Annotated in this window: 22 protein-coding genes; 10 read left to right on the forward strand and 12 right to left on the reverse strand. The window is 71.8% G+C overall.

The genetic code is table 11. The annotated features are described in order from the left end of the window. Nucleotides 1–90 precede the first annotated feature (90 nt). From AB0J42_RS18335 to AB0J42_RS18365, 7 genes are all read left to right on the forward strand, one after another. A complete protein-coding gene (locus tag AB0J42_RS18335; RefSeq protein WP_364295654.1) occupies nt 91–897 on the forward strand; it encodes a DUF692 domain-containing protein in 807 nt (268 codons plus the stop codon). Nucleotides 898–1,049: 152 nt separating this feature from the next. After that, nucleotides 1,050–1,430, forward strand: a complete 381-nt coding sequence (locus AB0J42_RS18340) for a hypothetical protein (protein ID WP_364295657.1) — start codon at nt 1,050–1,052, stop codon at nt 1,428–1,430. A gap of 46 nt (nt 1,431–1,476) precedes the next feature. Next, nucleotides 1,477–2,439 (forward strand): TIGR04222 domain-containing membrane protein, encoded by a 963-nt coding sequence (locus AB0J42_RS18345; protein WP_364295660.1) that lies wholly within the window; start codon nt 1,477–1,479, stop codon nt 2,437–2,439. 41 nt (nt 2,440–2,480) lie between these two features. After that, entirely contained in the window at nt 2,481–3,329 is an 849-nt protein-coding gene (locus tag AB0J42_RS18350) for an amidohydrolase family protein (protein WP_364295663.1), read from the forward strand. A 16-nt stretch (nt 3,330–3,345) separates the two neighbouring features. Continuing rightward, nucleotides 3,346–3,891 carry a hypothetical protein gene (locus tag AB0J42_RS18355; protein WP_364295666.1) on the forward strand — a complete coding sequence of 182 codons (546 nt, stop codon included), beginning with the start codon at nt 3,346–3,348 and terminating at the stop codon, nt 3,889–3,891. 55 nt (nt 3,892–3,946) lie between these two features. Continuing rightward, nucleotides 3,947–4,708 (forward strand): isoprenyl transferase, encoded by a 762-nt coding sequence (locus AB0J42_RS18360; RefSeq protein ID WP_364295669.1) that lies wholly within the window; start codon nt 3,947–3,949, stop codon nt 4,706–4,708. Between the two features lie 200 nt (nt 4,709–4,908). Next, nucleotides 4,909–6,228: a PhoH family protein gene (locus AB0J42_RS18365; protein WP_364295672.1), complete on the forward strand. Its 1,320-nt coding sequence runs from the start codon at nt 4,909–4,911 to the stop codon at nt 6,226–6,228. A gap of 1 nt (nt 6,229) precedes the next feature. On the opposite strand, the gene AB0J42_RS18370 is transcribed toward AB0J42_RS18365, so the two are convergent. From AB0J42_RS18370 to AB0J42_RS18380, 3 genes are read right to left on the reverse strand one after another with little or no spacing between them, the layout of a single operon-like run. After that, nucleotides 6,230–6,736: a hypothetical protein gene (locus tag AB0J42_RS18370; RefSeq protein WP_364295675.1), complete on the reverse strand. Its 507-nt coding sequence runs from the start codon at nt 6,734–6,736 to the stop codon at nt 6,230–6,232. Further along, nucleotides 6,733–8,145, reverse strand: coding sequence for a HAMP domain-containing sensor histidine kinase (locus tag AB0J42_RS18375; RefSeq protein WP_364295678.1), 1,413 nt, complete (start codon nt 8,143–8,145; stop codon nt 6,733–6,735). The genes AB0J42_RS18370 and AB0J42_RS18375 overlap by 4 nt, the downstream gene beginning before the upstream one ends. 4 nt (nt 8,146–8,149) lie before the next feature. Then, entirely contained in the window at nt 8,150–8,827 is a 678-nt protein-coding gene (locus AB0J42_RS18380) for a response regulator transcription factor (protein ID WP_364295681.1), read from the reverse strand. 263 nt (nt 8,828–9,090) lie between these two features. Here AB0J42_RS18380 and AB0J42_RS18385 point away from each other — a divergent pair, with 263 nt between their 5' ends. Both AB0J42_RS18385 and AB0J42_RS18390 read left to right on the forward strand, forming a co-directional pair. Next, nucleotides 9,091–9,783, forward strand: a complete 693-nt coding sequence (locus tag AB0J42_RS18385) for a lytic transglycosylase domain-containing protein (RefSeq protein ID WP_364295684.1) — start codon at nt 9,091–9,093, stop codon at nt 9,781–9,783. A gap of 70 nt (nt 9,784–9,853) precedes the next feature. After that, complete coding sequence (locus AB0J42_RS18390) at nt 9,854–11,851, forward strand: glycosyltransferase (RefSeq protein ID WP_364295687.1); 1,998 nt, start codon at nt 9,854–9,856, stop codon at nt 11,849–11,851. Here the strand turns inward: AB0J42_RS18390 and AB0J42_RS18395 are convergent. Genes AB0J42_RS18395 through AB0J42_RS18410 form a run of 4 tightly spaced genes read right to left on the reverse strand, consistent with a single transcriptional unit; the run spans nt 11,841 to nt 16,865 of the window. Then, nucleotides 11,841–12,839, reverse strand: coding sequence for an alpha/beta hydrolase (locus tag AB0J42_RS18395; RefSeq protein ID WP_364295690.1), 999 nt, complete (start codon nt 12,837–12,839; stop codon nt 11,841–11,843). The two genes, AB0J42_RS18390 and AB0J42_RS18395, sit on opposite strands and share 11 nt — an antisense overlap. Further along, nucleotides 12,836–14,110, reverse strand: coding sequence for an MFS transporter (locus tag AB0J42_RS18400; protein WP_364295693.1), 1,275 nt, complete (start codon nt 14,108–14,110; stop codon nt 12,836–12,838). Before AB0J42_RS18400 ends, AB0J42_RS18395 begins: the two co-directional genes overlap by 4 nt. Nucleotides 14,111–14,140: 30 nt before the next feature. Next, nucleotides 14,141–16,096 carry a helix-turn-helix domain-containing protein gene (locus tag AB0J42_RS18405; RefSeq protein WP_364295696.1) on the reverse strand — a complete coding sequence of 652 codons (1,956 nt, stop codon included), beginning with the start codon at nt 16,094–16,096 and terminating at the stop codon, nt 14,141–14,143. Between the two features lie 16 nt (nt 16,097–16,112). Continuing rightward, nucleotides 16,113–16,865 carry a 3-hydroxybutyrate dehydrogenase gene (locus AB0J42_RS18410; protein WP_364295699.1) on the reverse strand — a complete coding sequence of 251 codons (753 nt, stop codon included), beginning with the start codon at nt 16,863–16,865 and terminating at the stop codon, nt 16,113–16,115. A 245-nt stretch (nt 16,866–17,110) separates the two neighbouring features. On the opposite strand from AB0J42_RS18410, the gene trpD reads away from it, so the two are divergent. Beyond that, nucleotides 17,111–18,157: an anthranilate phosphoribosyltransferase gene (gene trpD / locus AB0J42_RS18415; protein WP_364295702.1), complete on the forward strand. Its 1,047-nt coding sequence runs from the start codon at nt 17,111–17,113 to the stop codon at nt 18,155–18,157. A gap of 98 nt (nt 18,158–18,255) precedes the next feature. Here the strand turns inward: trpD and AB0J42_RS18420 are convergent, their stop codons facing one another. The 5 genes from AB0J42_RS18420 to AB0J42_RS18440 form a co-directional block, all read right to left on the reverse strand. After that, complete coding sequence (locus AB0J42_RS18420; RefSeq protein WP_364295705.1) at nt 18,256–19,644, reverse strand: class II fumarate hydratase; 1,389 nt, start codon at nt 19,642–19,644, stop codon at nt 18,256–18,258. A 30-nt stretch (nt 19,645–19,674) separates the two neighbouring features. Continuing rightward, nucleotides 19,675–21,525 carry a serine/threonine-protein kinase gene (locus tag AB0J42_RS18425; protein ID WP_364295708.1) on the reverse strand — a complete coding sequence of 617 codons (1,851 nt, stop codon included), beginning with the start codon at nt 21,523–21,525 and terminating at the stop codon, nt 19,675–19,677. 35 nt (nt 21,526–21,560) lie between these two features. Then, on the reverse strand, nt 21,561–22,664 hold the full coding sequence (locus AB0J42_RS18430; protein ID WP_364295711.1) for a serine/threonine-protein kinase: 1,104 nt from the start codon (nt 22,662–22,664) through the stop codon (nt 21,561–21,563). A gap of 453 nt (nt 22,665–23,117) precedes the next feature. Next, nucleotides 23,118–24,773: a fumarate hydratase gene (locus tag AB0J42_RS18435; RefSeq protein WP_364295714.1), complete on the reverse strand. Its 1,656-nt coding sequence runs from the start codon at nt 24,771–24,773 to the stop codon at nt 23,118–23,120. An 18-nt stretch (nt 24,774–24,791) separates the two neighbouring features. Beyond that, on the reverse strand, nt 24,792–25,700 hold the full coding sequence (locus tag AB0J42_RS18440) for a DMT family transporter (RefSeq protein WP_364295717.1): 909 nt from the start codon (nt 25,698–25,700) through the stop codon (nt 24,792–24,794). Nucleotides 25,701–25,759 lie beyond the last annotated feature (59 nt).

The raw sequence follows: 25,759 nt of genomic DNA on the forward strand, positions 1-25,759 counted from the left end.
GCCCGCCTGTATCCGTGACGGCCGGCCTTCTCATACCCGGGAACTGCTGCCCGCCTGTATCCGTCTACCTGGTACACGGGAGGAGTTCTCATGGAACTTCGCGGGCTGGGGATCGGCTGGCGGGCCGAGATCGACCTCACCGTTGAGCGGCTGCCCGGCGTGGACTTCGTGGAGGTCGTCGCCGAGCACATCAGACCGGCCCGGCTCCCCGAGTCGCTGCGGGTGCTGCGCGCGCGGGGCGTCCCCGTGGTGCCCCACGGCGTGAGCCTCGGCGTCGGCGGCGCCGACCCGCTCTCCCCGGCCCGGCTGGCCCACCTCGCGGACTGCGCGCGGGCGCTCGGCTCGCCGCTGGTCAGCGAGCACCTGGCGTTCGTCAGAGCGGGCGGCGTCGAGGCCGGGCACCTGCTGCCCGTCCCGCGCACCCGGGAAGCATTGGACGTCGTCACCGAGAACGTGCGCCGCGCCCAGGACGCCCTGCCGGTCCCGCTCGCCCTGGAGAACGTCGCCGCCCTGTTCGGCTGGCCCGACGACGAGCTGACCGACGCCCAGTTCCTCGCCGAACTGGTCGAACGTACCGGCGTGCTCCTCCTCGTCGACGTGGCCAACCTCTACACCAACCAGGTCAACCTGGGCCTGTCCGCCGTCGAGGCGCTGGACCGGCTGCCGCTGTCGAAGCTCGCGTACGTCCACGTCGCGGGCGGCGAGGAGCACGGCGGTCTCTGGCACGACACCCACACCGCCCCGGTCCCCGACGCCGTCCTGGACATCCTCACCGAGCTCTGCGCCCGCACCACCCCGCCGGGCGTCCTCCTGGAATGGGACGACGCCTACCCGAGCGACGCCGCCCTCGAGACGGAGCTGTCCCGGATAGCCGCGGCGATAAGGCGGTCCTCATGACCCTCGTGAGCGGAAAGGCGGACGACGGGCCCCTCTTGGGGCGAGGCGGTGCTCATGACCGAGGTGGGGGCGGGGGCAGGAAGTGGGGTCTGCGTGGGCGGAGAGGTGGACGACGGGCCCTCTTTGGGGCGAGGCGGGATGAGGGGGTCCTCATGAGTGGGCACCAGCTGGATGACGGAGGCCGCACGGCTGGGGAGGCACGGCGGAGGCTGGGGGAGCGGCAGGGGGCGGTGGTGGCTGCTCTGGTGGGCGGGGGAGGGGTGCCCGAGGGGTTCGACGCCGGGCGGCTGCGGGTGCAGGCGCGGAGCCTGGTCGCCAAGCGGCGGAGTGTGGTGGCGAGGTCGCGGCCGGAGGTGGCCGCGGCGGCGGGAGAGGAGCTGGCGGTGCTGTTCGCCGCCTACGCGGCGGAGCGGGCCGAGCCGCCGTCCGGGTACCGCGCCGACGCCGACGACTTCGCCGAGTGGCTCCGGCGGCAGGGCAGGCTTCCGGCCGCGCGCCGCAGACCCTGGTGGTCACGGCTGCTGCGCCGCTGACCTGAAACGGGTACGTACGAGCTACTTCTTCCGATGGAGGCCCGGCATGGCATTCATGATCGCGTTACTTCTCGTCGTGGGTGTCGCCGTCTTCCTGGAGATCCAGGTGACCGGCACGGTGGCCGAGCTCGACGACGCCTACCGGGAGATGCGGGGCGGCGTCCTGGACGGCCGGGACGAGCTGGGCACCTACGAGCTGGCCTACCCGGCGGGCGGGCCGATACGGGTGGTGAACACCGGCCTGGCCGCGCTGGTGAGCGAGGGCCGCCTCCGCCTGTCCAGGGGCGGGACGCTGCACCGGGTGGCAGGCGCGGGACGGCCCCGCGACAAGGTCGAGCGGGAGCTGCTCTACACCGTGGAGCGGCACGGCGGGCAGCGCAGCGTCGCGGAGGTGCGGCGGGAGGTCTCCCCCGGTCCCGAGGTGGAGGCGGTGCGGCGCCGGCTCGTGGAGATGGGCCTGCTGGCGGGGGACGACGGGCTGACCCGGGTTCGCAGGCTCCTCGGCGACCTCCTGCGCTGGTCGCGCCTGGCGTGGGGCTCTGCGGCAGTCGCGGGGCTGGCGATCGTGCCGGTGGCCGGGCGGGTGTCGGCGGACGCGGCGTTCGTGCTGTTCGGCGGGGCGGCGGTGCTCACCGTGCAGGGAGTCAGGTGGCACCGGCTGCATCGCCGCAAGCGGGCGGCGGCGGAGCACCTGCTCACCTACGCGGGCCGCGAGCAGCTGCGGGCGGCCCAGGAGACCTACGCCGGGCAGGGCGTCCCGGCTCTAGCTTTCGCTCCGGTGGCGGTGTTCGGGCTGTCGGCGGTGGACGACGCCGTGGTCAGGGAGGAGCTCGCCAAGAGGCAGGACGGAGCGGCGGCTTGCGGAGGGGTGGCCTGCGGGGGCGGCATCGACGGCGGGCGGGTGTCCGGCGGCGACTTCGGCTCCGGCCATGACTCCGGCGGCGACTCCGGCGGAGGTGACGGCGGCGGGAGCGCGGGCTGCGGCGGCTGCGGGGGAGGCGGGGGCTGAGCACCCTTGCCCTGGAACCGCAGACATCCTATGTTCTGCTCGTGATTGTCGACGCGCACCAGCACTTCTGGAACCTCGAAACCGTCGGGTACCCGTGGCTGACCTCCGATAACGGCGTGCTCTACCGCACCTACGCGCCAGAGGATCTGGCCCCCGAGCTGCGATCCACAGGGGTGGACCGGACGGTGCTGGTGCAGGCGGCCGACTCCTATGACGAGACCGACGCGATGCTCGCGCACGCCGACGCGCACCCGTTCATCGCCGGAGTGGTCGGATGGGTGGACCTGACCGACCCGGGCGAGGCGGCCACGGCCCTCGACCGTTACCGGCGGCATCCCAAGTTCGTCGGGGTCCGCCACCTGATCCACGAGGAGCCCGACCCCGACTGGCTGGTGCGCGACGGGGTGCTGGAGTCGCTGGGCCTGCTGGCGGCGGCCGGGCTCACGTTCGACGTGGTGTCGCTGCTGCCCCGCCACCTGGAGCACGTGGTCACCGTGGCCGAGCGCCATCCCGGGCTGAAGCTGGTGGTCGACCACCTGTCGAAGCCGCGGATCAAGGACGGGGAGTGGGAGCCGTGGGCCACCGGGATCGCCGCCGCCGCTTCGTACCCGAATGTCCATGCCAAGGTGTCGGGCCTGGTCACCGAGGCCGACCACGAGCGGTGGACGGTGGAGGACCTGCGCCCGTACGTGGAGTACGCGGCGGAGCGGTTCGGCCCGGAGCGGCTGATGTTCGGCAGCGACTGGCCGGTCGCGCTGCTCGCGGCCGATTACGCGACGGTCTTCCGGGTGACGCGGGCGCTGCTCGGCGGCGCCGGCGCCGAGCACGTCTTCGGCGGCACCGCCACCCGCGTGTACGGCCTCGGCGAGGAGATTCGCGGGCCGGAGTGAGGGAAGGGACTCCGGCGTGGCAGGACTACGCTGCGCCGACGGCTCCTATCTCAACGTGACACCGGTGGCCTGCAGAGACAGCGCGGGCAGGCCGTACGAGGTCACGCTGGAGCTGTGCTGCGACGGCGTCCCGTACGGGGCTGTCGGAGAGCGGTGCGCGTGGTGGCTGGAGCGCCTGGCGGGCCGGGTGGAGGCGGCCCGCCGCGATCCGGGCCAGGCGTCCCGGTGGCCGGACCCGGACGACCGTTTCCCCGGGGAGGGTGACGGGCACGAGCTGTTCTCGTTCCGGGACCGCGGCAGAAGGGACGGCGCCGGGGGCGGCGAACTGCGCTGTTCGCTGCGTACCATCCCGATCTGGACGCGCCGCCGGCGGTGGCTGGTGACCCGCAGGGCCTACGTCGAGGCGTGGGGAGCGGGCGGCCCGGGGACGCGCGCGATCCTGACCTCCGGCGAGCTCGCGGGGTTCGTGCGCGCGCTCGTGGACGAGGCCGAGAGCTGTCTTGAGGCCGCGGACCCGGGCAAGATCGGTGTTCACGGCACGGGCACCGTCGAAACGCGGTGATAATGGCCTGTCAGGTCTTTCGACCGAGATATGGCAGCGCTGGGGAGGGACTTCCGTGCACCTGCGCGACCTGGTCTACCGGCTGTACGAGCGCCGGCTGGAGGCCAAGCTGTCCAAGGACAGCATTCCCCGGCACGTCGGGGTGATCATCGACGGCAACCGCCGGTGGGCGCGCGCCATGGGCATGACCGACGTGGCCAAAGGGCATCGCAAGGGCGCTGACAAGATTTCCGAGCTGCTCACCTGGTGTCGCGAGACCGGCGTCGAGGTCGTCACCGTCTGGATGCTGTCCAACGACAACCTCAACCGGCCGCCGCACGAGCTGGAGCCGCTGCTGCGCATCATCGAGGACGTCGTCCAGGAGCTGGTCGGGCAGGGCTGGCGGATCATCCCCGTGGGGGCCCTGGATCTGCTGCCGGACCGCACGGCCAATGTCCTGAAGGACGCAAAAGAAGCCACATCGCACCGTCCCGGCCTGATTGTGAACGTTGCAGTTGGGTATGGAGGAAGGCGTGAGATTGCCGATGCGGTGCGCTCACTCCTGCAGGAGCAGGCGAGCAAGGGTGCGAGCATCGAGGACCTCGTGGAGGGTCTCGATGTCGAACACATCGCGGAGCATCTCTACACTCGCGGTCAGCCCGACCCGGATCTGCTCATACGTACCTCGGGTGAGCAGCGCCTGTCGGGCTTCATGCTGTGGCAGAGCGCTCATTCCGAGTTCTACTTCCACGAGGCCTACTGGCCGGATTTCCGCAGGGTGGACTTCCTGCGAGCCCTGCGGGATTACGCCGCGAGAAACCGGCGTTACGGTTCCTGACGGGACATCCTGGAATTCAGGACGTAACGTTGGATATGTCCGGTCGAAGGCCGGACATTCCGGAAAGGGCCCGCCTTTGCGTCACTACGAGCCGAGGGGGCCGGAATCCGGCGCCGACGGCTTGTCGGGGACACGGGTCCGGTCCGATTCCCGCCTCGTCTGCAGGGTGCCCGCCCGCACGGGCGCCCGGGGGAGAACGTGTGGCAGTGTCCTCGAGCAACCCTACGACCCACCCCGCCAAGCGCACCTATGTGCTGGACACCTCGGTCCTGCTGGCCGACCCGGCGGCGATGACCCGCTTCGCGGAGCACGACGTCGTCCTGCCGATCGTCGTCATCACGGAGCTTGAGGGAAAGCGGCATCACCCGGAGCTGGGCTACTTCGCCAGGGAAGCCCTGCGTTACCTGGATGAGCTGCGCGTCCGGCACGGCCGGCTGGACGAGCCGATGCCCACGGGGGAAGGCACGATCAGGGTAGAGCTCAATCACAGCGACCCATCCATCCTGCCCGTCGGTTTCCGCCTGGGCGACAACGACACCCGCATCCTCACCGTGGCCCGCTCGCTGGCCGCCGAGGGCCGGGACGTCGTGCTCGTCTCCAAGGACCTGCCGATGCGGGTCAAGGCGGCCTCGATCGGCCTGGTGGCCGAGGAGTACCGCGCCGGGCTGGTCGTCGAGTCCGGCTGGACGGGGATGGCCGAGATGCAGGTGACGGCCGAGGACGTCGAGTCGCTCTTCGAGTCCGGCACGGCCGACCTGGAGGAGGCCAGAGAGCTGCCCACGCACACCGGCCTGCGGCTGCTGTCGGCCAAGGGCTCGGCGCTGGGCCGGGTCCAGCCCGACAAGTCGGTGCGGCTGGTCCGGGGCGACCGCGAGGTGTTCGGCCTGCACGGCCGCTCCGCCGAGCAGCGCATCGCGCTGGACCTGCTGATGGACCCGGAGATCGGCATCGTCTCGCTGGGCGGCCGGGCCGGCACCGGCAAGTCGGCGCTGGCGCTCTGCGCGGGCCTGGAGGCCGTGCTGGAGCGCCGCCAGCACCGCAAGGTGGTCGTCTTCCGGCCGCTGTACGCGGTCGGCGGCCAGGAGCTGGGCTACCTGCCGGGCACCGAGGGCGAGAAGATGGGCCCCTGGGCCCAGGCGGTCTTCGACACGATGAGCGCCGTCACCTCGCCCGAGGTGATCGAGGAGGTGCTCGACCGCGGGATGCTGGAGGTGCTGCCGCTCACGCACATCCGCGGGCGGTCGCTGCACGACGCGTTCGTGATCGTGGACGAGGCCCAGTCGCTGGAGCGCGGCGTGCTGCTGACCGTGCTCAGCCGCATCGGCGCCAACTCCCGCGTGGTGCTCACCCACGACATCGCCCAGCGCGACAACCTGCGCGTCGGGCGGCACGACGGCGTGGTGGCGGTGGTGGAGAAGCTCAAGGGCCACCCGCTCTTCGCGCACGTCACGCTGACCAGGTCGGAGCGCTCGCCGATCGCCGCGCTGGTGACGGAGATGCTGGAGGACATCACCCTCTAGCTCACTTGAGCTGACCGCAGGTGAGACCGCGCCTCGTGACCGGGGCGCGGTCTCCGTACCTCTGCACGATCTTCACCTCCTCGATGGTCACGTCCTGCTGGGCGGTGCAGACGATCTGCGCCATCGCGATCTTGCTCAGCCGGCCCGGCCCGCGCACGTACACGGTCAGCGTGGAGGTCCTGGGCAGCTTGACCTCGTCGCGCCGTATCGGGTTGAGCGAGTCGTCGATGCCCTCGAAGACGTAGCCGCGCAGGGCGGTGTCCAGCTCGCCGAGCGGCTGGGTGGAGGCGGCGAAGAGGGCGCGCAGCAGGCTCTCGACCGACGCCGAGCTCACGTTGGCGGGCTCCATCGTCAGCGCGCCGTTCTTCAGCAGGTAGATGGTCTTGGACGGGGGCGGGATCTCGATGACGGGCGCCGGGGCCCGCTCGATCACGTCGGTGGGCATGATGCCGCAGGCGACGCCGGACAGCAGCGCCGCGACGGCCAGGAACGCGCGTAGGGGCCTCATGCGTGCGGGAGCCAGACCGTGAAGAGGGTGCCGGGGTTCTGCGCGCGTACGGAGATCGTGCCGCCGTGCAGGTGCACGTTGGCGCGCGCGATGGCCAGGCCCAGGCCGCTGCCCTGGCTGCGGGTGCGGCCCGCGCCCGCCTTGAAGAAGCGGTCGAAGACGTGCGGCATCGCCTCGGGAGGGATGCCCTTGCCGTGATCGCGCACCTTCACCTCCAGACCGTTCTCGGTGGCCCGGGCGCTGACCAGCACCGGCGGGCCGCCGTGCTTGAGCGCGTTGCCGACCAGGTTGGCCACGATGACGTCGAACCGGCTCGGGTCCAGGTTGACGACCAGGCTGCGGGAGGCGTTGACCCGCACCTGCTCGGTCCAGCCGCGCACCTCCAGGCAGTCCTGGATCGTATCGGCCACGTTCACCTGCTCCAGGCTGAGTGTCGCGGTGCCCGCGTCGAAGCGGCTCACCTCGATGAGGTGCTCGACCAGCTCGCGCAGCCGCTCGATCTCGTGCAGGACCAGGCGTACGGCCTCCGCCGGGGCCTCCGGCAGCCGGTTCGCCTCCTCGTACAGCATGTCGGCGACGGCGGTCATCGCGGTGAGCGGGGTGCGCAGCTCGTGCGAGACGTCGGCGACGAACCGGCGCGACATGGCCTCCAGCGAGCGCAGCTCCGACACGCTCAGCTCCAGCGCCGCTGCGGCGTCGTTGAAGCGGGCGGTCAGCTCGGCCAGCTCGTCCTGGCCGTGCACGGGCAGACGGGTGTCGAGGCGTCCCTGGCCGAGCGCCTGGGCGGCCGCGCTGAGCCGCCGGACGGGCCGGAGCACCTGCCGGGCCGACACCAGCGCCACGACCAGGGCGATGAGCACGATCGCCACGCCGCCCTGGGCCATGGTGGTGCGCAGGTTGGCGAGCTGGCTCTGCTCGTCGCGCATCGGGTAGAAGACGAACGCGCGCAGGCCGGTGGCCTCCGGCTCCTGGCCGTTGTCGCGGTAGACGGCCGAGCCGACGATCAGCCAGAGCTCGTCGCGGACCGTCTTGCGCTGGGTGACGACGTGCCGCTTGGCCCGGCCGTGCAGCTCGTTGGGCACGTCGTCGAGCGTCATCGGGCCCTCGGCGTGCAGCAGGTCGCCGTACTCGATGACGACGCTGCGCCCAGGGCCGTCCAGCGCGTCGGCGAGCTCGGCCAGCTCCCTGATGCTGGGCGCGGCCTCGCCCTGCCTGAGCTTCCCTATGGGGAAGGTGATCCGGTTCAGCTCTCTGGTCACGAGGTCCACGGCGGTGTCCTCGGCCCGCTTGACCAGCGCCGACTTGGCGAGCTCGAACCCGATCGTGGCCACCAGGACGGAGGCGGTCATGGCCACGAGCGTGAAGAAGATGACGAGCCGGGTGCGGAACCCGACGGGAAGCCTGATCACTTGATCATGACGGCGGGCTGAACCGGTAGCCGAAGCCGCGCACGGTGTGGATGAACACGGGCTCGGCGGGCCTCGGCTCGATCTTCGCGCGGATCCGCTGCACGCAGGCGTCGACCAGCCGGGAGTCGGCGACGTGTGTGTGGTCCCAGACCGAGCGCAGCAGGTAGCGCCGGTTGAGCACCTGGCCGGGGTGGCGGACCAGCTCCAGCAGCAGGCGCAGCTCGGTGGGCGTCAGGTGGATCTCCTTGCCCGCCAGCGTCACCTTGAGCGCGCCCCGGTCGATCATCAGGTCGCCGAACGAGATGCGGTCGGAGGCGGCGGACTCGGCCCGCCGCAGGATGGCCCTGATGCGGGCGTCCAGGACCCGCGGCTCGACCGGCTTGACCACGTAGTCGTCGGCGCCCGCCTCCAGGCCGACCACGATGTCCAGGTCGTCGCCGCGCGCGGTGAGCAGGATCACCGGGAGCTGGTCGAGCTTGCGGATGCGCCGGCACACCTCGACACCGTCGATGCCGGGGAGCATGACGTCGAGGATGGCTATCTCGGGGCGGCGCGCCCTGATGTGGTCGAGGGCTTCCTCGCCCGTGGTGTAAGAGGTGACGGAGTGCCCCTGGCGCGACAGCGCCAGTTCGAGCGCCGTGCGGACAGAGGGGTCGTCTTCTACGAGGAGAATGCCAGCCACGACCACATTATTGTGCTATGTCGGGTATGCCCGCGTTCTGTGACGAAAATGTGACGTTCCGCGTACACCATGTGCAACTGCTTGTGGACCGGCGTTCTGCGCGTCCGAGCGTACCTGATCGACTGCGCCACCGATGTGACCAAAATCACATGACGGCCTTACCTGCTGGTTAGCCAAGGGAGTGCCAAGCGAAATACCCGTTTCGGTTGCGGACCACCCCCTGAGACAGGGCAAGCTCATGAGCCGTGAGCCCAGGTCCGAAGTTGAGCGAGCGCCCCACGCGCCGTGCCGCCCGCGCGGCACGCAAGCGTTCGCGGCTGAGCCCCAAGCGGGTGATGATCATCGGCCTGTCCGCCGTGGTCGTGTTCGGCGGCGGTGGTTTCGTCGTCCACCGCGCCATCGAGAACGCCAACCGGCCCCCCACCGAGGGCCCCACCCTCGACCAGCTCGCCCGCCTCGCCGCCGGCGACTTCTCCAGCGGAGACCCCGAGACCGACCAGCTCAAGGCCGCCGCCGTCCAGGCGCACAAGGCCGAGGAGCTGAAGAAGGGGCGCTCCGGCAACGACCCGCTCGACACCATCATCATCAAGAAGCAGGCGCCCGGCGGCGACGGCTTCCCGCCCGCCAACTTCCCGCCCGGCAGCACCCCCTCGCCCGGCTCCAACAAGGCCGTCGCCAAGGAGATGCTCGGCTCCTTCGGCTTCGGCGCCGACCAGTGGGGCTGCCTGGAGAGCCTCTGGCAGAAGGAGAGCGGCTGGAACGAGCGGGCGATGAACCGCTACTCCGGCGCGTACGGCATCCCGCAGTCGCTGCCCGGCAGCAAGATGGCCAGCGCCGGCGCCGACTGGCAGACCAACCCCGCCACCCAGATCAAGTGGGGACTCGGCTACATCAAGGGCCGCTACGGCACGCCTTGCGGAGCCTGGGGGCACTCCCAGGCCAGGGGATGGTATTAACAGGCCATCTTTCCTCCTGTAATCGGCAAGCCGTCGCGCCCCCGCGGGAGGGACCACGCACGCTGACCGCATGGGTGTGAAGGTCAGTGTGATCGTCAGTGTCCACAACCCGGGTGATTCAGCCGATCCGTGCATCCGCTCGACGCTGGAGCAGACGCTTCCGGCGGACGAGTACGAAGTGATCTTCGTGGACGACGGGTCCACGGACGGGATAGCGGAGCGGCTCGACACCATCGCCGCCGTCCGCAGGAACGTGCGCGTGCTGCACCTGCCGCACACGGGCTCACCCATGCGCGGCCGGAACGTCGGCATCGCCGCCGCCAAGGGCGACTACGTCTTCCTCCTCGGCCAGCAGGACCGGCTGTCCCGCGACGCGCTGCGGCGCATGCACGACCGGGCCGTGGAGACCGACGCCGACGTGCTCGCCGGGCGGCTGGTGCGCGAGGGCGGGCCGCCGATGACCGCCTTCGACCACAGCAAGGCCCGCGCGGACGTGCTGCGCGACAAGCTGCTCACGCTGCTCACCCCGCACAAGCTCTACCGCCGCGCCTTCCTGGAGGAGCACGAGCTGGGCTTCGCCGTGCCCGGCGGGACCATCGCCGAGCAGGCGTTCGTGGTCCGCGCCTACCTCCAGGCCAAGGTCATCGCGGTGCTCGCCGAAGAGATCTGCTGCTACCTCGGCCCGCGCGAGATCGTCGCCGAGGAGCCGCGCACCGCCGTCCGCGAGCTGCGGGCCCTGCTCGGCGACATCGACCAGTACGTGGGAGAAGGCCGCCAGCGTGACCGGATGTACGCGTACTGGTTCCGGTCGGCGGTGCTGCGCCCCTTCCTGACGACCGCGTTCGCCGCCTCCTCGATCGACCGGGGCGCGTACTTCCGGATGGTCCAGGAGCTCGTCACCGAGCGCTTCCCCGAGCGGCTGGACCGCTACCTGCCCGTCCAGCTCCGCGCCGTGGCCGCGCTCATCAGGTGCGGGCGGCTGGACCAGCTCGTCATGCTGGCCAACTCCTCCCGCCGGGCCGGGCTGCGCGCCGACCTGACCGAGGTCCGCTGGGACGCGCACGTGCTCGTGCTCGGGCTGAGCGTGGAGGTGCTGAACGGGGAGGGCAGGCCCGAGCGGTTCCTGACGGACGGCGACCGGCTCTACTGGAAGCCGCCGCGATCCGTCGACGCCAAGCTGCTGCCCGAGAGCGTCACCGACATCACCTCCTCCGTCGAACGCGCCCGCATCGAGGTCTACCTGCGCCACTCCGGCACCGGTGACGTGCACTTCCTGCCCGTCGCGTACCAGGTGGACACCGTGGAGGACGGGCGCCGCCACGCCCGCGTGCGCATCCTCGGCGAGGCCAGGGTGGACGTGACCGCCGCCGCGCAGGGCGAGCCGCTCCGGCCCGGCCAGTGGGAGGTGCACGTACGCATGTTCGGCGGCGCGCACCAGGCCAGGAGCCGGGTGCGGCACCCCGACGGGCCGCTCAACTGTCTCGGCGTGCTCGCCCAGCGGCCCAGGACGCGGCTGGTGGTGCCGTGCTGGACGGACACGGGGGAGCTGGGGCTGGCCGTCGAGCCGCGCTCGTTCACCGAGTCGATCGCGCTGGTGTCGCCCGGCGTGAGCGTCAAGCTGCTCGGCGAGTACCTGTGGGTGGTGCTGCCGGTGCCGTACGTGCCGCCGAGCGGCGGGCCGCCGCTGGAGCTGGTGCTGCGCACGGGCGGGCGGCGCGAGAGCGAGCTGTCGGCCCCCGCGCTGGTCGAGGCGGGGGTGCCCGGCAGGCTGGCCGGGCAGCTGGTGGCCAAGCTGCCGGTCAAGCGGCGCAGGCCCGGCCGGGACAACCTGGGGCCCGGCATCTGGACGGCGACGCTGCGCGGCGAGGACGGGGAGCTGGGGCTGCGGTTCGCGATCGAGCTGCGGCACGGCAAGGCGGTGGTGCGACCGGCCACGGCCGTCACCCCGGAACGGCGCTTCCCGCTGGCCCGCGACACCGCCTGGCGCCGGATGGCCCGCCGCCTGCCCGGCGCGCGCAAGCTCATCCGGCTGGCGCGCGCCGGCAAGCAGCGCTATCTCAAGGACTGATCCGCAGGTGGCCGGCGAGCAGGCTGACGAACGTGTCGGGATGCTCCAGATGGGGGCTGTGGCCGCAGTCCGCCAGCACCTCCTCGCGGTAGCGGCCGTAACGGTCGAGCACGGCCCTGGTCTGCGTGACCATCGGCTGGGCCGGGGTGCCGGGTGAGCCGGGCAGCACGCCCAGCGCGCCCAGGTGGGCGAGGTCGGACAGCGAGGTGTCGGAGACGATCCGGTCGTCGGCGCCCCTGATCCACAGGATCGGCGGCTTCGGGTCGATCTCGTGCAGGTCGTCCAGCCGGAAACGGGTCGGGGCCATGGTGTTGAGCACGCCGGTCTTGCCGGGGGCGACGTGCGGCCAGGCGTCCGAGGCGACCGCGTCGCCCGGGTAGTTCCCCTCCCCGGTGCGGGTGGTGAGCATGGCGCGGACGTAGAAGTCCTCGTCGGGGACGGGGTTCTTGACGTACGCGGCGCGGAAGACCGAGCGCGGCGAGGTCGGCGCCTCGTCCGACAGGTCACCGGCCGCCAGCCGCGCCACGAAGTCCGGGTTCGCACTGCCCGCCCCCGAACCGGTGCCGTCGGGGTGGGTGAGCCGGCCGTCCGGTCCTTCGGTGCCGCCGAACCCGTACGGCGAGACCGGGTTGACCAGGGTGACGCTCCGGACGGCGGCCGGGCGGTCGCGCAGCAGCTGGAGCACCACGCCGCCGCCCATGCTCCAGCCGACCAGGTGTACGGGGGCCAGCTCCAGCGCCTCGACCAGCTCGATCAGGTCGTCGGAGAAGTCGCGCAGCCCGCGGGTGGCGTCGACCGGGAGGGAGTCGGTCTCGCCGAACCCGCGCAGGTCCACCGCGAACGGCCGGAAGCCGCCGGGCATCGCCGCCATGGTGTCGCGCCAGAACGCGCCGGAAGAGACGTTGCCGTGCACGAACAGCACCGGCTCGCCGGTCCGGCCGTCGACGGTCCGCACGTGCTGGGTGAGCCGCGGCGTGGTGATCCTCATGCCCGGATCCTCTCAGCCAGGTCGCGGCCCTGCGTCTCCCTGGCGAGGTAGACCGAGACGAGCGTGACGGCCGCCGCCAGTGCGAGATACAGGGAGATCGGCAGGCTGCTCCCGAAGTCGCGCAGGAGCGCCACCGCGATCACCGGGGCCAGCGCGCCGGCCACGATCGCCGACAGCTGGGCGCCGATCGAGACCCCGGTGTAGCGCATCCTGGTGCCGAACAGCTCGGAGAAGAAGGCCGCCTGCGGACCGTACATCATGCCGTGGAACAGCAGCCCCACCGTGACCGCGAGCGTGATCGCCAGGAAGTTGCCGGTGTCGATGAGCGGGAAGAACGCGAAGATCCACACCCCGACGCCGGCCGCTCCCATCAGGTAGGTCGGGCGGCGGCCGATCCGGTCCGACAGCGCCCCCCACATCGGGATCGTGACGAAGTGGATGGCCGAGGCGACCAGCACCGCGTTGAGCACGGTCGAGTTGGATACCCCGGTGCTCTTGGCGTAGGTGATGACGAAGACCGTCAGCAGGTAGAAGGAGATGTTCTCCGCCATCCGGGCGCCGATCGCGATCAGCACGTCCCGCTTGTGGTGCCGCAGCACCCCGACGATCGGCGGCGCCTTCTCCGGCTCCGCCTGCTGGAAGACCGGCGACTCGCTGATCGTCAGCCGGATCCAGATCCCGAGCAGCACCAGCGCGCCCGACAGCAGGAACGGGATCCGCCAGCCCCAGGCGAGGAACTGCTCCTCCGGCTGCCAGGCGGCCAGCGCCGCCAGCACGCCCGTCGCCAGCAGGTTCCCGCCGGGCGCGCCCGCCTGCGGCCAGGACGCCCAGAACCCGCGGCGGGCCGCGTCGCCGTGCTCGGAGACGATCAGCACCGCGCCGCCCCACTCGCCGCCCAGCGCGAAGCCCTGCACCAGGCGGAGCGTCGTGAGCAGCAGCGGCGCCGCCGCGCCGATCGCGGCGTGCGTGGGCAGGAGGCCCATGAGGAACGTGGCGCCGCCCATCATCACCAGGCTGATGACGAGCAGCGTCTTGCGGCCGAACCGGTCGCCGTAGTGGCCGAACACCAGCCCGCCGAGCGGGCGGGCGACGAAGCCGACGGCGTAGGTGAGGAACGCCAGCAGCGTCCCGGTGAGCGGATCGGACTCGGGGAAGAACAGCTTGTTGAAGACGAGTGCGGCTGCCGAGCCGTACAGGAAGAAGTCGTACCACTCGATGGTGGTGCCGATCAGGCTCGCGCCGACGATCTTCTTGATGGATGTGGTGGCCATGCCGTCACGCTAGGGAGTGACCATCGTCACTCATATGGGTCCGTCACCCATACTCTTGCCGGTGCCTGTGTGGCCGAGCCGGTGCAGGCGGAGGGCGAGCTGGACCTCCAGCGCCCGCTCCGGGTCCTGCCAGCCGTCGCCGAGCAGCTTGCCGATCCGCTCCAGCCGCTGGGTGACGGTGTTGACGTGGATGTGCAGGGCCTCGGCCGTGCGTGAGGGCGAGGCGCCGGTGCCGAAGTACGCCGCGAGCGTGGAGGTCAGCTCGGTGCCGCGGCGCGCGTCGTACTCGATCACCGGGCCCAGCGTGGCCGCGACGAAGCCTCGCACGTCGCGGCCCTCGCCGATGAGCAGCCCGACGAACCCCAGCTCGGCCGCGCTCGCGCCGTCACCCGCCCGGCCCAGCGCGATCAGCGCGTCCGCGCACCGCCGCGCCTCCCGGTAAGCGCCCGCGACCCCGCCGACCGCCTGCTCGTCACCGGCCTGTTCCTGTCTCCGCGTGGATCCTCTGTCGCGGGCGGCACGGTGCGGATTCGCCTGGGCGGGGTCCGGAGTCCAGGCTCGGGCCGCGCCCGCCGTCGCCGGGGCCTGCAGCGCGGCGCTCAGCTCGGCGGCCACCCGCTGGGCGAGCGGCCCGGCGTCCGTGCCGGGCAGCAGCAGCACCACCTCGTCGCCGCGCCCCGCCGCCAGCCCGCCCCGCAGCGACGCCTCCGCCGAGGCCCAGAACGCGGCCCGTTCCCGCTGCCCGCCGTGCCGGGCCACGACCACGACGTGCGGCGCCGACAGGTCGACGCCCAGCCGGTCGGCCCGGTCGCGCAGCCCCGGCGAGTCCGGCCGGGAGATCAGGTCGTCGAGCAGCTCGCCCCGCACCCGGCCCTCGGCCTCCGCCACGCTCCGCCGGAACAGCAGCAGCAGCGCGCACACCAGCGCCGCCCGCTCCAGGATGCGCTCGTCGGCGTCGTCGCTGCGCAGGACCAGCGTGCAGAGCGGCTCGCCGCCGACGTCCACCGACGCGATGCGCAGGTCGCCCCTGCGCACGGTACGGCCGAGCGCCCGCGAAGCCTGAGCCGCCTCGGAAAGCCCAGGATCGAGCCCGGTGGCGTCGCCGACGAGCGGCCGGCCCAGATGGTCCAGCACGGCCAGCTCGCCGCCGAGCACGTCCGTCACCACGGCCGCCACGTCCTCGATGCCGCCGCCGCGCAGCACCAGCGAGGTCATCCGGTCGTGCGCGGTCGCCGCCCGCTCCACCGCCTCGGCGTGCTCCCTGGCGGTGCGGTGCGCCTGCGACAGCTCCTCCAGCGCGCTCCTGGTCTCCTGCAGCAGCCGGGCGTTGTCGATCGCCACCGCGGCGTGCGCCGCCAGGCTGGCCAGCAGCGAGACCTCCTCCTGGTGGAACGGCCGGGCGCTGCGGTTGGCCGCGAACAGCACGCCGATCACCCGCTGCCCCAGCCGGAGCGGCACGCCCAGGATCGCGACCAGGCCCTCCTCGGTGACGGCCTCGTCGATGTCGTGCTTGTGCCGGAAGCGGGAGTCGGCGAAGTAGTCGGCGGTCGAGTAGGGGACCGCGGTCTGCGCCACCAGCCCGCCCAGCCCCGCGCCCATCGGCAGCCGCAGCGAGCGGAACTTGGCCGAGATCGAGCCGTCGGTGACCCGCATGTAGGTGTCGCCGTGGTCGGGGTCGTGCAGCGTCAGATAGGCGGTGTCGGTCGCCAGCAGCTGCCGGGCGCGGTGGACGATCGCCTCCAGCACCGCGTCCAGGTCGCGCAGCGCCGACAGGTCGCCCGCCGTGTCGTACAGCGCCGACAGCTCGGCCTCGCGCCTGGCCCTGCGGCGCAGCAACGCCCGCACCTTCAGCGCCTCGACCTTGGCCCGTTCGAGCTCCTCGATGGCCGCCGGGTCGGCCCCGGCGGCCCTGGCTTCGATGATGGGGCCCTCGAACTCGACCGCCGACGCCTCCCTGGCCAGCAGTTCGAGAAAGGCCCTGGTCATGGCCGCTCCGGCTGGGTCATCGCGCCGTCCAGCCGCCGTCCATGGTCAGCGACACGCCCGTGATGAACGAGCCTCCCGGCCCGCACAGGTAGGCGACCAGGTCGGCCACCTCCCCGGGCTCGATCAGCCGCTTGATCGCGGTGGATCGCAGCATGACGTCCTCGACCACCTGATCGGGGCCGATGCCGTGGACCCTGGCCTGGTCGGCGATCTGGGCCTCGACCAGCGGGGTTCGCACGTACGCCGGGCAGACGCAGGTGGAGGTCACGCCGTGCGGCCCGCCTTCGAGCGCCAGCGTCTTCGAGAACCCCTCCAGCGCGTGCTTCGCCGTCACATAGGCGGATTTGTACGGTGAGGCGCGTAGTCCGTGGACCGAGGAGATGTTGACGAAACGTCCCCACCCTCTCTCGTACATGCCCGGCAGCACCCGGCGCGCGATCAGGAACGGCGCCTCCACCATCACCCTGAGTATCGCCGAGAACACCTCGGGCGGGAACTCCTCGATCGCCGCCACGTGCTGGAACCCCGCGTTGTTGACCACGATGTCGACCGGCTCGTCCGGCAGCGCCCCCACGAACCCCGGGTCCGTCAGATCCGCCACCACCGCCAGCCCGCCCACCTCGGCCGCGACCTCTCCGGCCGGACCGGCCTGCCGGTCCACGACCAGGACCCGCGCCCCCTCCGCGGCCAGCCGCCGGGCGCACTCGGCCCCGATCCCGCTCCCGGCCCCCGTCACCAGCGCGGTCCGCCCCGTCAGCTCCTTCGCCATGGCACGACTCTAGGCTCCGGCCGCCCGTGGACGGCATGGGGTCCGGCCACATAGATCAAAGCGTTTCCATGTGTGCTGCCTAGGCTGCTAGCCTTCTGGCATGACCGCGTACCCGATGCTGTGGTGGCCCGCCCTTTAGGCGGTCCTCCCTGCGTGCGTACGCATTCTTCCGGCCGCCTCGGCGAGGCGGCCATCCGGTAGGGAACGCCCCTTGTCGAGGTTTCGACACGAGAAAGGCGTCATCCATGACCGGCACCACCACCTGGCCCGCACTGCTCACCACGCTCCTCGACGGTGAGCCGCTCACCTCCGGGCAGACGGCCTGGGCCATGTCGGAGATCATGGCTGGGCGCGCCACGGACGCCCAGGTCGCGGCCTTCGCCGTCGCGCTGCGTGCCAAAGGAGAAACCGTCGCCGAACTGTCCGGGCTCGCCGACGGGCTGCTCGCCGGGACCTCCGCCATCAGGATCCCCGGCGACACCGTCGACCTCGTCGGTACCGGCGGCGACCGGGCCGACACCGTCAACGTCTCCACCATGGCCGCCGTCGTCGCCGCCGCGGCCGGGGCCAAGGTGGTCAAACACGGCGGCCGGGCCGCCTCCTCCACCACCGGCGCCGCCGACGTCCTGGAGGAACTGGGCGTGGTCGTCGACCTCCCGCCGGCCGCCGTCGCGGAGGTGGCCGAGGAGGTGGGCATCACGTTCTGCTTCGCCTCCGTCTTCCACCCGGCGCTCAAGCACGCCTCCCGGCCGCGCCGCGAGCTCGGCGTCCCCACCGTGTTCAACTTCCTGGCGCCCCTGACCAACCCGGCCCTGCCCACCGCCTCCGCGATCGGCGTCTACCACCCGACGATGGCCGAGGTCGTCGCCGGCGTCCTGGCCGTACGAGGCGCGTCCAGCCTGGTCTTCCGCGGCGACGACGGCCTGGACGAGCTGACCACCTCCGGGCCCTCCACCGTGTACGTGGTCCGCAGGGGCGCTGTCGCCCGCACCCGCTTCGACCCGGCCGACCTCGGCATCCCCCGCAGCAACCCGGGCGACCTGCGTGGCGGCCCGCCTGCCCACAACGCCGCAGTGGCCCGCGCCACACTCGCCGGCCAGCTGGGGCCCGTCCGCGACATCGTCCTGCTGAACGCCGCCGCGGCGCTGGTCGCCGCCCAGGGCACGCCACCGGCCGACGAGATCACCTCCGCGCTGGCCGACGCCTTCAAGCACGCGGAAGCCGCCGTCGACTCGGGCGCCGCCACCGACCTCCTCACCCGCTGGTCCACCGCCACCCAATCCCGCCGCTGACCCCGGAATCCCTCTGCCGGACGCTGGTGCCGGTGGGTGGGTCAAGTCAGCTTGACCATGGCGCCGCCACCCCCTCTGCCGGTGAGTGAGAGGTGGGGTCAGCTGGGTTTGGTCATGGCGAGGACGTCGAGGGCGGCGTCCAGCTGGGCTTCCGTCAGGGTGCCGTTGGCGACGTGGCCGCGTTCGATGACCACCTCGCGGATCGTCCTGCGTTCCGCGAGGGCCTGCTTGGCGATCCTGGCCGCTTCCTCGTAGCCCACGTACTTGTTGAGCGGGGTGACGATCGACGGGGAGGATTCGGCGTACTCGCGCAGGCGGTCGACGTTGGCGGTGATGCCGCTGACGCAGCGGTCGGCCAGGAGACGGGAGATGGTGGCCAGCAGCCGCACCGACTCCAGGATGTTACGGGCGATGACCGGAAGCTGGACGTTCAGCTCGAAGGAGCCGGACGCCCCGGCGAAGGTGATCGCGGCGTCGTTGCCGATGACCTGGGCGGCCACCATCATCGTGGCCTCGGGGATGACGGGGTTCACCTTGCCGGGCATGATCGACGAGCCGGGCTGCAGGTCGGGCAGGTTGATCTCGCCCAGCCCGGCGCGCGGGCCGGAACCCATCCAGCGCAGATCGTTGGCGATCTTGTTGAGCGAAACCGCGACGACCTTGAGCTGCCCGGACAACTCGACGATGGAGTCCTGCGTGCTCTGCGCCTCGAACCGGTCCGTCGCCACCCGGAAGTCGATGCCCGTCGCCTCGCGCAGCTTGGCGACGGCCTTCTCGGCGAAGCCCGGCGGGGTGTTGATGCCGGTGCCGACCGCGGTGCCGCCCAGCGGAAGCTCCAGCACGTGGCCGAGAGCCTGCCGCACCCGGACCACGCCGTGCTCGATCTGGGTCGCGTAACCGCCGAACTCCTGGCCCAGCGTCACCGGGGTGGCGTCCATCAGATGCGTCCGCCCGGCCTTCACCACGTCCTCGAACTGCAGCGCCTTGGCCCGCAGCGCCGCCGCCAGATGCTCCAGCGAGGGCAGCAGATGGAAGGACACCTCCGTCGCCGTCGCCACCCGGATCGAGGTCGGGAACACGTCGTTGGACGACTGCGAGGCGTTGACGTGGTCGTTCGGGTGGACCGCACGGCCCAGCCGCTCCTCGGCCAGCGTCGCGATGACCTCGTTGGCGTTCATGTTGGACGAGGTGCCGGAGCCGGTCTGGAACACGTCGACCGGGAAGTGGGCGTCGTGCTCGTTCTCGGCCACGTCCGCCGCCGCCTGGGCGATGGCCTCCGCCAGGTCCTTGTCGATCACGCCCAGTTCGCCGTTGACCTCGGCGGCCACCGCCTTGACCAAGCCCAGGGCGGCGATGTGGGACGGCTCCAGGGGGCGGCCGGACACGGGGAAGTTCTCCACCGCCCGCTGGGTCTGCGCCCGCCATTTGGCGCTCGCGGGGACGTGCACCTCGCCCATCGAGTCTTGCTCAACGCGATACTCGGTCATGTCTCCCAGTCTTACCCACAGGGAGGGAGATCAGTTGGTGAGCAACGCCACGATCAGGATGGCGATCACCACGGCGGCCGCGGCGGCCACCGCCATGAGCACCAGCATGCCGGTCCGGTTGCTCGCTTGCTGCTTCTCGGGGCCGATGATCGAGAACAGGTCGGTGCCGAGCCCGGGCGCGTCGTTCGCCTCGGGCGGCGGGCCCGGCGGGAACGGCGGACGCTGACCGGCCGGCTGCTGCCCCTGGCCGGGCGGCTGCTGAGTCGGGGGATAGACCTGCAGACCGGGCGGGTCGAGCTGCGGGTTACGGGGGACCCGGGTGGTGGCGAACGTCCCCTCGCCGGACTGCGGCCCCTGAGGGTTCTGGGGGAGCGGCGTCTTCGGCCGCATCATGCTGACCGTGCGCTCGGTGTCCGCCTGCCCGGCCTGCTGCTGAGCCCCGGGACTGCTGAACGCGTCCCGGCCCTCACCGTACGGGTTGCTCCCCCCGAAGGGAGCGGGCCCGCCTCGCGGATCGGTCCCGCCGGATGGGATGGGCCCGCCGGGCGGGTTGGGTCCGGAGGGCGAGCCCTTTCCGGAGTACGGGCCGGTGCCACCGTACGGATTCACTTCGGCGGGCGGTGGGGCGTGGGGGTGCGGGTGGTCGCTGCCAGGAGCCGGACCGGCGCCGAATGGGCCGGGACCCTGAGGGCCGGTGGGGACGGGGCTGGGGCCGGAGGGCCTGCCGTCCGCGGGGCCGCCACCAGGAGCCGGACCTGCACCGAACGGACCTGGGCCCTGGGGACCGGTGGGGACGGGGTTGGGACCGGAGGGCCTGCCGCTTGCGGGGCCGCCACCGGGAGCCGGGCCCGCACCGAACTGGCCGGGGCCGTGAGTGCCGGCGGGGACGGGGTTGGGACCGGAGGGCATGTCACCAGTGTGACCGCCTCCGAGGTGACCGCCCCCGGGATGACTGCCTCCGGCGTGACCGCCCCCGGGGTGGCCGCCGCCAGGGGGGATGGTGCCGGGTGGGTAGGGGCCGCGGTCGGTGTCGGGGGTTATTGCTGGGATGTCGCTGGTCGGGGTGTCGGCGAGCATGCGCAGCATGGTCTCCGCCTGAGCGGCGGTCATGCGGCGCTTGTGGTCCTTGTTGAGCAGCCCTTCCAGCACGGGCCGGAGCGGCCCCGCCTGGGTGGGCGGGTCGGCGCTCTCGCTGAGCAGCGCCGCCAGGGTCTCGGCGATCGTGGATCGTTCGTACGCGGGACGGCCCTCGACGGCGAAGTAGAGCGTCGCCCCGAGCGACCAGATGTCGGACTCGGGGCCGGTGTATTCGCCTCTGGCCCGTTCGGGGGCGGTGTAGCCGGGCGAGCCGATGACCATGCCGGTCTTGGTCAGCTTGGGGTCGCCTTCGGCCTTGGCGATGCCGAAGTCGGTGAGCACCACGCGGCCGTTCTCGGTGATGAGCACGTTGCCGGGTTTGACGTCGCGGTGGGTGATGCCCTGGGAGTGCGCGGCGCGGAGCGCGCCCAGCAGGTCGACGCCGATCTCGGCCACCAGCCGGGGCGGCAGCGGCCCTTCTTCGTCGATCACCTGCTCCAGGGATCGGCCCTCGACGAGCTCCATGATGATCCAGGGCCGGTTGCCGTGGACGATGACGTCGTGGATGGCGGCGACCGCGGGGTGGTTGATGCGGGAGGCGATGCGGCCCTCGCGGACCATGCGTTCGCGTAGTTCGGCCCGCTGCTCCTCGGTCAGGCCCGTGTCTTGGCGGATCTCCTTGACCGCGACCTCGCGTCCGAGCGCGCGGTCGCGGGCGCGCCACACGGTGCCCATGGTGCCGCGGCCGAGCGGGGCGAAGAGTTCGTACCGCTCCGCGAGCAGGTGCGTCTGCTGTTCCGGCATGAGAAGAAGATATCGATTCTCGCTTGGGAAGTGCTTTACCCTCGCTTGCGAAGTTCTCTTGGCCAGAACCGCCGAGGAAGGAGCAACTTTATCATCGTGGTGGTGAAGCGGGCGTAAGCCGAGGGCGCCGGCTCGGCTCGTCTGCGGTGGACTCCTTCGCCGGGGCGGCGCTCCTGACGTTGTGGGGGGACGTTCAGCGACGGCGTGGCGACGTCGGCCCGGTGCAGCCCGCGGTGCGCGGGCCGGCGGGTGAAAGGGGGCGCGCTCGGCACCATCGCCGGTCGCGGGAGCCTGCGCGGGGTCAGCGGTTCCTCCGCCGAGCCGCCCGCCGCGACGCGGGTGAGCATCAGCGACGCCCGTACCGAGTCGAGCCGGGTGTGCGGGTCGATGCGGAGCAGCGCGTCCAGGACCGGCGCGAGCGGCCCCGCCTTGGCCATCGGGATGGGTTCGCCGCTGGTCAGCGCCGCCAGCGCGGCCGCCGCCGTACGCCGCCCGTGCAGGCCGCGGCCCTCGACGGCGGTGTAGAGGGTCGCGCCGAGCGACCACAGGTCGCCGGCCGGGCTGGCCTTGGCGCCGAGCACCCGCTCGGGCGCGATGTAGCCGGCCGAGCCGAGCACTATGCCCGCCTGGGTGATGGAGACGTCGCCTTCGAGCGCGGCCAGGCCGAAGTCGGTGAGCACCGCGCGGTCCTCGGTCACCAGCACGTTGCTGGGCTTGACGTCGCGGTGGAGGATGCCCTTGGCGTGGACGGCGCGGAGCGCGCCGAGGATCTGGCGGCCGATCTCGGCCACCCGGCGCGGGTCGAGCGGCCCGTCCGCCTGGATGATCTGCTCCAGCGACCGGGCGCGGAGCAGCTCCATGACGATCCACGGCCGGTCGTCCTCGGTGACCACGTCGAAGACGGTGATCACCGACGGGTGCGCCACCATCGCGGTCGCCCGCCCCTCGCGTTCGGTGCGCGCGCACAACTCGGCACGCAACTCCTCGTCGAGGACCTTGGGCAGGCGGACCTCCTTGACTGCCACTTCACGGTTGAGCAGCTCGTCATGTGCCCGCCACACGGTGCCCATGCCGCCGCGTCCGACCGGCTCCACGAGCCGGTAGCGCGCGGCGAGGAGGTAACCGGAGGGCGCACGCATGCCTGGCAGCTTACCTATTTGTGTAAACCCACCAGTAGAGGCCGGGCCGATAAATTGTTGCGAATTCAAGTCAGCCATCATGACCGGCTGAGTCAGGACATGTCGGAGCGCCCGGCCAGGGCCGTCCTGAAAGCGTTGCGCCCGACACCGTCACAGCCCTGTAACGCTGTGGTAAGGGCATGAGGGCAAGGCGGGCGCACCGGGCAGGAGTCCAGGTGGAGCGACGGGAACTGTCAGTGCAGGTCGTCAGGATGGGAGGCAACCGCCCGAAGGTTGACCAGCGCAGACCAGAGGACGTGAGGACGATGCGCCAGATCCGGATTCGCCGCCGGCCCCGCAGGCCGGCCGCCGCCTCACTCGACCTCCGCACGCCGTCGGGGCGCAAGCTGCCCTACTGAGACCGGCCCGCTACCGGCCGGCGCCGGGGAGCCGCCCGGCGCCGGTCACGTGCTCTCAGGCCCGCCGGCCGATCGTCAGCACCGGCCCGGTGGTGTCGGCGAAGAAGTCGTTGCCCTTGTCGTCGACCACGATGAAGGCCGGGAAGTCCTCCACCTCGATCTTCCAGATCGCCTCCATGCCCAGCTCGGGGTACTCCAGCAGCTCGACCTTCTTGATGCAGTCCTGCGCCAGCCGGGCCGCGGGGCCGCCGATGGAGCCCAGGTAGAAGCCGCCGTACTTCTGGCAGGCCTCGGTCACCTGGAGGGACCGGTTGCCCTTGGCGAGCATCACCATCGACCCGCCCGCCGCCTGGAAGCGCTCGACGTACGAGTCCATCCGCCCGGCGGTCGTCGGCCCGAACGAGCCGGACGCGTACCCCTCGGGGGTCTTGGCCGGGCCCGCGTAGTAGACCGCGTGGTCCTTCAGGTACTGCGGCATCTCGCCGCCGGCGTCGAGCAGCTCGGCGATCTTGGCGTGCGCGATGTCGCGGGCCACGACGAGCGGCCCGGTGAGCGACAGCCGGGTCTTGACCGGGTACTTCGACAGCTCGGCCAGGATCTCCGGCATCGGCCGGTTCAGGTCGACGGAGACCACGTCGCCGGACAGGTCGGCGTCGGTGGTGTCGGGCAGGAACCGCGCCGGGTCGGTCTCCAGCCGCTCCAGGAACACGCCCTCGGGGGTGATCTTGGCGAGCGCCTGCCGGTCGGCGGAGCAGGAGACCGCGATGGCCACCGGGCAGGACGCGCCGTGGCGCGGCAGCCGGATGACCCGGACGTCGTGGGCGAAGTACTTGCCGCCGAACTGCGCGCCGATGCCCAGCTTCTGGGTCAGCTCGAAGACCTTCGCCTCCAGCTCCAGGTCGCGGAAGCCGTGGCCGGACGCGGAGCCCTCGGTGGGGATCGAGTCGAGGTAGCGGGCGCTGGCGTACTTGGCGGTCTTGAGCGCGTACTCGGCGGACGTGCCGCCCACGACCACGGCCAGGTGGTACGGCGGGCAGGCGGCGGTGCCGAGCGAGCGGATCTTCTCCTCCAGGAAGGCCATCATGCGCGCCTCGTTCAGCACGGCCTTGGTCTCCTGGTACAGGAACGACTTGTTGGCCGAGCCGCCGCCCTTGGCCATGAACAGCAGTTGATACTCGTCGGCGTGGCCGTGCGGGTCCTCGGCGTAGAGCTCGATCTGGGCGGGCAGGTTGGTGCCGGTGTTCTTCTCGTCCCACATGGTCAGCGGGGCCATCTGGGAGTAGCGCAGGTTGAGCCGGGTGTACGCGTCGTACACGCCGCGGGAGAGGTGCTCGGCGTCGCGGCCGTCGGTGAGCACGTGGCGCCCGCGCTTGCCCATGACGATCGCGGTGCCGGTGTCCTGGCACATGGGGAGGACGCCGCCGGCCGAGATGGAGGCGTTCTTCAGCAGATCGAGGGCCACGAACCGGTCGTTGCCGCTGGACTCCGGGTCATCGATGATCTTGCGGAGCTGGGCCAGGTGGGACGGGCGCAGGAAGTGGGAGATGTCGTGGATGGCGGTCTCGGTGAGCAGCCGGAGCGCCTCGGGGTCCACCTCCAGGAACGTCCGCCCCGCGGCTTCGACCGTGCGCACCCCCTCCGAGGTGATCAGGCGGTATTCCGTGTCGTCGGCGCCCAGCGGGAGAAGGTCGGTGTAGTCGAAATCGGCCATGTCCATCCTTTCGATCCGCTAGAAGGGTACGCCTTTGCTGGTCACGGTCCGTCCCTTGGGGGTTGCGCGGGTTTTTATGGCGGTACGAGCAGACGCCCCGCTCAGCCCGGCCAGGATGCCGGCGATCACCAATCCCGCCCCGGCCAGGTCGTAGGCGGTCGGCGTGGCGATGCCGAGCACCACTCCGGTGATGATCGCGCCGACCGGGATGAGCCCGGCGAACAGCCCCGCCCGCCCGGGCCCGAGCCGGGGCAGCGAGGTGTACCAGAGCAGGAACGCCACCACCGTCACCACCACGGCCAGGTAGCCGAGACCGAGCGCCTCGGCGGCCGTCGGCACCCGGAGCACGTTCGTACCCTCCTGGAAAAGCCCGATCGCCGCCAGCATCGGCACGGCCAGCACCGTCGCGTACGTGGACACCCGGATCGCCCCCAGCCTGGGCAGCAGCGGCAGGGCCAGCAGGGAGAAGCACACCTCGCCCGCCAGCGCGCCCAGCGCCCACAGCAGCCCGGTCAGGTTCCCGCTGCCCAGCCCGGTGGCCAGCGTCGCGCCCGCCACCACCACGACGGCCCCGGCGAGCAGGCGGGGCGCGGGACGGCCCCCGGCGAAGGCCAGCCAGAGCGGCACGGTGCCGAGCACGGTGCCGACCAGCGCGGGCCCGGCGGCCCGGGCGGACTCGATCACGAACACGTTGAACAGCGCCAGCCCCGTCAGGGCCAGCGCGCCGAGCAGCAGCCACTCCCGGCCGGTCAGGCGGACGAACCGCAGCCCCATGACCCGGGTGACCGCCACCAGGATGGCGGCGGCGATCAGGTAGCGCACGGCCTGCCCGCCGTAGACGGGATAATCCTCGATCAGGCCGGACACCCCGGCCAGCGTCCCCACGCAGAACATGGCCGCCGTGGCCCCCGCGACTCCGCTTCTCATGGCAGCCAGGCTAGGGAGACAATGGTCCCCGTAGACAGTCCAATACCGGGCGGCGATCG

The organism is Nonomuraea sp. NPDC049649, from assembly GCF_040675175.1.
Taxonomy (GTDB): domain Bacteria; phylum Actinomycetota; class Actinomycetes; order Streptosporangiales; family Streptosporangiaceae; genus Nonomuraea.